Raw genomic sequence first — 6,303 nt, forward strand, 5'->3', positions numbered from 1 at the left:
GAGGCTTTCGGGCCTGCGCAAGCGCCCCGAACATGAAAATCAGTTGAAGCCGGCATTCTCCGACTGGAACATGCGATCGACCTCGAGCACGAGGTCGCGCAGATGGAAGGGCTTGGAGAGCACGCGCGCCTGCGGCACCTGCTTTCCGGCCTTGAGCGTCACCGCCGCGAAGCCGGTGATGAACATCACGCGCATCTCGGGCGCCATCTCGCTCGCGCGCTGCGCAAGCTCGATCCCGTCCATCTCGGGCATGACGATGTCGGTGAGGAGGAGATCGAATCGCTCGGTCTCGAGCAGGGGAATCGCTTCCGTGCCGCGATCGACGGCGCTGACGGCATAGCCCGAACGCTCCAGCGCCCGGGTGAGGTATTCCCGCATCACACGGTCATCCTCGGCCAGCAGAATTCGGATCATCACTACCCCAACCAGTCAGAGGCGGTCATCCTATGCGCAAAGCCTTTAAAAATTTCCAGCAGGATCGCAGCGGGGTGATTGCTGACAAGGCGTCCCGTGCCTAGTCAGGGATCAGTGACGTCATCGCCCTCCTTCGTGCGCCATGGCCCCCTGGAACCGCTCACACCGGTGGTTCTCTCGGTGCCGCACGCGGGCCGCGATTATCCGCTTCCGTTGCGCGCTGCGCTGCGCGTACCCCTGGCGGCGCTCCAGGGGCTCGAGGATCGCCATGCCGACGCGCTGGGGATCGACGCACGCGGCGCCGAGACATTGTTCGTCGCGCAGCGCGCCCGCGCCTGGATCGACCTCAACCGCGCGGAGCACGAGCGCGACCCCCGGCTCGACGACGGCGCGGTGACGATCGGCCGGCCGCAATCGGCCAAATTGCGCAGCGGACTGGGACTCGTGCCGCGCCGGGTCGGCAATTCGGGCGACATCTGGCAGCGCCGGCTCTCGGCCGACGAGGTCCAGATGCGGATCCATGCCGACCACCGACCCTATCACGCTGCGCTCGCCGCGGCGCTGGCGTCGGCGCGGGCGCGGTTCGGCGTCGCCGTCCTGATCGACGTGCATTCGATGCCGTCGCTCGGCCCGCCCGCGAGCGCCCCGCGCCTCGTACTGGGCGACCGGTTCGGCAAATCGGCCGCAGCGCGCTTCACCGGCCGGATCGAGGGCATCGCGCGCGCGCACGGCGTGGCGACCGCGATCAACGCGCCCTATTCGGGCGGCCATATCCTCGAGCGGCACGGCGAGCCGCGGCGCGGCATCCACGCCATCCAGCTCGAGTTCGATCGCGCGCTCTATCTCGACGCGGCGCTGGACGGTCCCGGCGCCGGGCTTCCCGCCACTACTCGGCTGCTCCGCGCGATCATCGACGCAGTCACCGACGAGGCCCTCCCCACGGCGATCGCCGCCGAATAGCGCCCAATAAAAAACCACCTCGTGCACTAGGCACGAGGTGGCCAAGGTTCAGGGAGGAGACACGCCCAAGGGCGTGCCGCACGGCCTCGCGAAAGGGGGGACACGACGCCGTACACAGCAAATATAAGGGAGACGGCAGGGAGTTCAAGGCCCTGCGCGGGACCGGCGCGGAAGCGTGCCGCAGCGGCGATCAAACGTTGGCCGCCTCCCCCGTCTTCGGTTTTGAATATGGGCCTCAGCCGGAATCAAGCGCGGCGACCACCCCGTGAGGGATGATCGCCGCGCGAAATCAAACGTCTTTGGGCCGGTTTACGCCGGGTTGACCAGCTGCGGCTGGGGCATCTTGCCCATGCGGACCTGGCGCCCGAAGATGTCGCGCATCAGCGCGAGCGAGAAGAGGTGTGCGTAGATGAGCGGCAGCATGCCGTTCTGGACGATCTTGCGCAGCTGATCGCCGCGCAGCTCGTTGAGCTTGTTCTCGTCGATCATCATGAAGCCGCGATAGACGAACGGCTGCTCATGGCCTTCCTGCTGGATGGTCACTTCGCCGTCGATCAGCAGGCCGAGCTCCTTGAGGTCCTTCATGAACATCGCGGTGCGCGCGCCGGCCTGCTCGAACTGCTCGTTGAACTGGAGGATGTTCTTGGTCGTCTCGGTCGGCTCGCCATTCTCGAACAGCTTCTCGCCTTCCTCGAACGCGCCGATCGTGTCGGACGAAGGATCGAAGCAGAGCGACAGCTCATCGGCATCCTGGCGCAGGCGCGCGAGGAGATAGGGATAGCGGCGGATATAGGCGGGGACGTAGAAATTCTGCTCGAGCAGCGTGCCTTCCTCGTCGAAGAAGGTGTTCACGCCCTCGTTCAGGCCCATCAGCGCGAGCGGAACGGGATCCTCGCCCACCGAGAAGACGATCGGGAGGAAGCGCTGGACCAGCGGGAATTCCTCGACCGTGACCGGCACGGCATGCTGCGTCGCAAGGAACGGCGCCTTGTCGCGAACACGGATGCGGAAATCGGCGTGCGCCTGGCTCGAAAGCGGCTCGAGCTGGTTGTAGAACAACGGAAGCGACTGTTGTGGCGCACTGGCCATCCGAAACTCTCCTGAAAAGATGCTGACTTGAAATTCGCGCGAAGGTCTATGGTCTCGCGGCGTCGGGCGCAAGCGTCACCAGTTTTCCCGGATTGAGAATACCGCGCGGGTCGAGCGCCGCCTTGATCGCCCTCAGTACGGTGATCCGCGATGGCGCGCTCAGGCGTTCCAGTTCGGCACGCTTCATCTGGCCGATGCCATGCTCGGCGGAGATCGACCCACCCGCCGCGACGACCATGTCGTGGACATGATGCGAGATTCGTGGCCCCTCCTCGGCATACCAGGCCGCGGGATCGACCCCGGCGGGCGCGCGGACGTGGAAATGGACGTTTCCGTCACCCAGATGGCCATAGGCCACCGCCTCGGTTCCCGGAAAGCGCGCCTCGGCCTCGGCGCCGCCTTCGACCATGAAGCGCGGCATGTCGTCGACCGGTACCGAGATGTCGTGCTGCAGCGCGGGCCCGCCGGCGCGCTCGGCCTCCGAGATCGAATGGCGGATGCGCCAGAAATCCTCGGCCTGCGCCTCGCTCGCGGCGATCACCGCATCATCTGCCAGTCCACTCTCGAGTGTCGGCGCAAGCAGTCGCTCGAGCAGGATCGCGGGCGATTCGGCGGCGGGATCGGTGGTCACCGCCTCGATCAGCACGTGCCAGGGCTGCGACGTCGCGAGCGGCCGGCGCGTGCCCGGCACGTGCCGCAGCACCAGTTCGAGCGTCTTCTCGGGCAGTATCTCGAAGCTCTCGACGGCGTTGGTGCCCGCCTCGAGCGCGCGCAGCAGTTCGAGCGCCTTGGCCGGACTGGCGAGCCCTACCCATGCCACCGCCCGCGCCGCCATGCCGGGGACCAGCCGCAAGGTCGCCGCGGTGACGATGCCGAGCGTGCCCTCAGCGCCGATCAGCAGCTGGTTGAGGTCATAGCCGCGATTGTCCTTCTTGAGCGCGGCCAGCCCATCGTGGATCGAACCGTCGGGCAGCACCGCCTCGACTCCCGCGACCAGGCTACGCATCGTCCCGAAGCGCAGCACCTGGGTGCCGCCCGCGTTGGTCGAGACGAGCCCACCGATCGTCGCGCTCCCGCGCGCGCCGAGATCGAGCGGGAAGCGCCGTCCCGCCTCCTCGGCTGCGGTGCGGAGATCGGCCAGGATCACCCCTGCTTCGGCGACGGCGAGGTTGCTCACCGGCGAAAGCGCGCGAATCCGGTTCATCCGGCGGAGCGAGAGCAGCAGCGCCGATCCGTCCTCGGGCGGAGTCGCGCCGCCGACCATCCCGGTATTGCCGCCCTGCGGGACCAGGGCGACTCCCGCCTCCCCGGCCAGCGCCACGATCGCCGCGACCTCGTCGGTAGAGCCCGGCGAGAGCAAGGCCGGCGCCTGCCCATGATAGCGGCCGCGCCAGTCGCTCAGCCATGGCGCGATGGCATCGGCATCGGTGGTCGCGGCCTTGGGGCCGAAGCGCTGAAGGACGGTCTCGACAAGCTGGCGCTGCGCTGGTGTCATGGCCGCGCCGATTAGCACGCGGCATATCAGTTCATCCACTGTTCAAAACTATCCCGTAATAGCCCCATCAGACATGTTGAACCCGCTGATCGCCGCCTCCGGTCTGCTATTGCTGTTGGCTGCTCCGGCTTCCCCGCCGGCGCGGCTCGATTGGGCTATGGTAGGCGAGCAGTTCCAGCAGCAGCGCGTCACCATCCACGTCCCGCGCGTCACGGTCCGCACCACGACGATCATCATGCGCGCCCCGCGCCCGGCCGCCCTGGTCGAGAAGAAGGCGGACGATTGCGTGCGGATGGAGGATCTGGCGGGCTTCTCGGTCAATCGTTTCGACAGCGTCGATCTGGTGCTCAAGAACGGATCGCTGCTCCGCGCGAAGCTGGGCAACGACTGCCCGGCGCTCGGCTTCTACGGCGGCTTCTACGTCAAGGCGAACAAGGACCGGAAGATGTGCGCCAAGCGCGACTCGATCCGCTCACGCTCGGGCCGTCAATGCGCCGTCCAGTCCTTCGCATCGCTGGTTCCAGCACGCTGAGGGCCTTCTGCGGCTTGACATCGGCGGCCAAATCCGCAAGCGCGTGAAGGCTTTGGCGGCGTGGGCGACCACGCCCTTTTCCGGAAAAATGCATGAGCTTTGCCGATCTCGGCCTGTCTGACGACCTTCTGCGCGCGGTGACCGACGCGGGCTATACCGACCCGACTCCGATCCAGCGCCAGGCGATACCGTCCGTGCTGATGGGCAAGGACCTGATCGGCATCGCCCAGACGGGCACGGGCAAGACCGCCGCCTTCGTGCTGCCGATGATCGACATCCTCGGCGAAGGGCGCACCCGCGCGCTGATGCCGCGCAGCCTGATCCTCGAGCCGACGCGCGAGCTCGCCGCGCAGGTCGCCGAGAATTTCGTGAAGTACGGCACCAATCACAAGCTCTCGATGGCCCTGCTCATCGGCGGCGTGCAGATGGGCGACCAGGTCAAGGCGCTCGAAAAGGGCGTCGACGTGCTGATCGCCACGCCCGGCCGACTGATGGACCTGTTCCAGCGCGGCAAGATCCTGCTCACCGGCTGCAACCTGCTCGTCATCGACGAGGCCGACCGGATGCTCGACATGGGGTTCATCCCCGATATCGAGGAGATCTGCACCAAGCTGCCCAAGAGCCGGCAGACCCTGCTCTTCTCGGCGACGATGCCGCCGGTGATCAAGAAGCTCGCCGACAAGTTCCTCAACGACCCCAAGCGAGTCGAGGTCGCCCGCCCGGCGACGACCAATACCAACATCACCCAGCGCATCGTCGAAGTGCCGGGTAGCGCCTTCGCCAAGCGCGAAACGCTGCGCGCGTTGCTCCGCGAGGACGACGTCACCACCGCGATCATCTTCTGCAACCGCAAGACGACGGTGCGCGAGCTCAACAAGAGCCTCAAGAAGCACGGCTTCCGTTCGGCCGAGATCCATGGCGACATGGACCAGCCCGCCCGGATCGCCGAGCTCGACCGGTTCAAGGCGGGCGACGTCAACATCCTCGTCGCCTCGGACGTCGCCGCGCGCGGGCTCGACATCAAGGGCGTCAGCCACGTCTACAATTTCGACGCGCCCTGGCATCCGGACGACTATGTCCACCGCATCGGCCGCACCGGCCGCGCCGGCGCCAAGGGCACCGCCTATACGCTGGTGGCGCCCGACGATGCCGAGAACATCGCCGAGATCGAGAAGCTCACCGGGCAGAAGATCGAGCGGGTGAAGGTGGCCGGCGCTCCGGCGCGCGACGCGGAATCGCCGAAGCGCGAAGCCGCGCCGCGCCGCAGGGGCGGACGCAAGGCCGAGGCCGAACCGCAGCGCAAGCCCGAACCGGAAGCCGAAATCGAGGCCGCGCCCGAGCCCGAAGCCCGCGCTCCCCGCGAAGCCGGACCGCGGCGCAACGAAGCGCCCCGCCGCGAGCGTGGCGGACGCGGCCGGGGCCGCGGCGACGAGCGGCCTGAACCGCGCCGCCAGGCACGCGGCGAGCAGGACGAGCCCGATGACGGCTGGAACGGCCCGGTGCCCGACTTCCTGAAGTACACGCTCGGCGCGTGACCGGCCCGGCGGATGCCGGACCGCGGCCGATCGCCTCGCCCTGCACCGGCATCTGCAGGATGGACGCCGCAACCGGCTGGTGCATCGGCTGCGGCCGCACGCTCGACGAGATCGCCCGCTGGGGCGCCACCACCCCCGCCGATCGCGACGCGGTGATGGAGCAATTGCCGGCGCGGATGACTGCGCTGAGTCGGGACGGCTATTTGTAGGATTCGGCGCGCTTAACTTCGCACTTTTCCCGCGGATTCGCTCATAAAGTTGCGCGATCGAGAAAGGAT

General features: G+C 67.5%; 7 protein-coding genes. 4 read left to right on the forward strand and 3 right to left on the reverse strand.

Annotated elements, in window-relative coordinates; all coding sequences use genetic code 11:
- Nucleotides 1-39 precede the first annotated feature (39 nt).
- The gene (gene cpdR / locus MT490_RS17185) at nt 40-414 is read right to left on the reverse strand and encodes a cell cycle two-component system response regulator CpdR (RefSeq protein WP_135987514.1); all 375 of its coding nucleotides are present in this window, start codon (nt 412-414) and stop codon (nt 40-42) included.
- Between the two features lie 114 nt (nt 415-528).
- Between cpdR and MT490_RS17190 the strand changes: the two genes are divergently transcribed.
- Nucleotides 529-1,374: an N-formylglutamate amidohydrolase gene (locus MT490_RS17190; protein WP_297390471.1), complete on the forward strand. Its 846-nt coding sequence runs from the start codon at nt 529-531 to the stop codon at nt 1,372-1,374.
- Nucleotides 1,375-1,683: 309 nt separating this feature from the next.
- Here the strand turns inward: MT490_RS17190 and MT490_RS17195 are convergent, their stop codons facing one another.
- Complete coding sequence (locus MT490_RS17195) at nt 1,684-2,463, reverse strand: SapC family protein (RefSeq protein WP_297390473.1); 780 nt, start codon at nt 2,461-2,463, stop codon at nt 1,684-1,686.
- 46 nt (nt 2,464-2,509) lie between these two features.
- Nucleotides 2,510-3,958 carry an FAD-binding oxidoreductase gene (locus MT490_RS17200; RefSeq protein ID WP_297390475.1) on the reverse strand — a complete coding sequence of 483 codons (1,449 nt, stop codon included), beginning with the start codon at nt 3,956-3,958 and terminating at the stop codon, nt 2,510-2,512.
- 73 nt (nt 3,959-4,031) lie between these two features.
- Between MT490_RS17200 and MT490_RS17205 the strand changes: the two genes are divergently transcribed.
- From MT490_RS17205 to MT490_RS17215, 3 genes are all read left to right on the forward strand, one after another.
- Nucleotides 4,032-4,490, forward strand: a complete 459-nt coding sequence (locus MT490_RS17205) for a hypothetical protein (protein ID WP_297390476.1) — start codon at nt 4,032-4,034, stop codon at nt 4,488-4,490.
- 92 nt (nt 4,491-4,582) lie between these two features.
- Nucleotides 4,583-6,025 (forward strand): DEAD/DEAH box helicase, encoded by a 1,443-nt coding sequence (locus MT490_RS17210; protein ID WP_297390477.1) that lies wholly within the window; start codon nt 4,583-4,585, stop codon nt 6,023-6,025.
- The gene (locus tag MT490_RS17215; RefSeq protein WP_297390479.1) at nt 6,022-6,234 is read left to right on the forward strand and encodes a DUF1289 domain-containing protein; all 213 of its coding nucleotides are present in this window, start codon (nt 6,022-6,024) and stop codon (nt 6,232-6,234) included. Before MT490_RS17210 ends, MT490_RS17215 begins: the two co-directional genes overlap by 4 nt.
- The last annotated feature ends 69 nt before the right edge of the window (nt 6,235-6,303 follow it).

This window comes from Sphingomonas sp. (assembly GCF_026460985.1).
Classification (GTDB): Bacteria; Pseudomonadota; Alphaproteobacteria; order Sphingomonadales; family Sphingomonadaceae; genus Sphingomonas.

Excerpts from the sequence above, each read along its gene's own strand:
- cpdR (WP_135987514.1), bottom strand. The coding sequence starts at position 414 with ATGATCCGAATTCTGCTGGCCGAGGATGACCGTGTGATGCGGGAATAC.
- MT490_RS17195 (WP_297390473.1), bottom strand. The coding sequence starts at position 2,463 with ATGGCCAGTGCGCCACAACAGTCGCTTCCGTTGTTCTACAACCAGCTC.
- MT490_RS17200 (WP_297390475.1), bottom strand. The coding sequence starts at position 3,958 with ATGACACCAGCGCAGCGCCAGCTTGTCGAGACCGTCCTTCAGCGCTTC.
- MT490_RS17205 (WP_297390476.1), top strand. The coding sequence starts at position 4,032 with ATGTTGAACCCGCTGATCGCCGCCTCCGGTCTGCTATTGCTGTTGGCT.
- MT490_RS17210 (WP_297390477.1), top strand. The coding sequence starts at position 4,583 with ATGAGCTTTGCCGATCTCGGCCTGTCTGACGACCTTCTGCGCGCGGTG.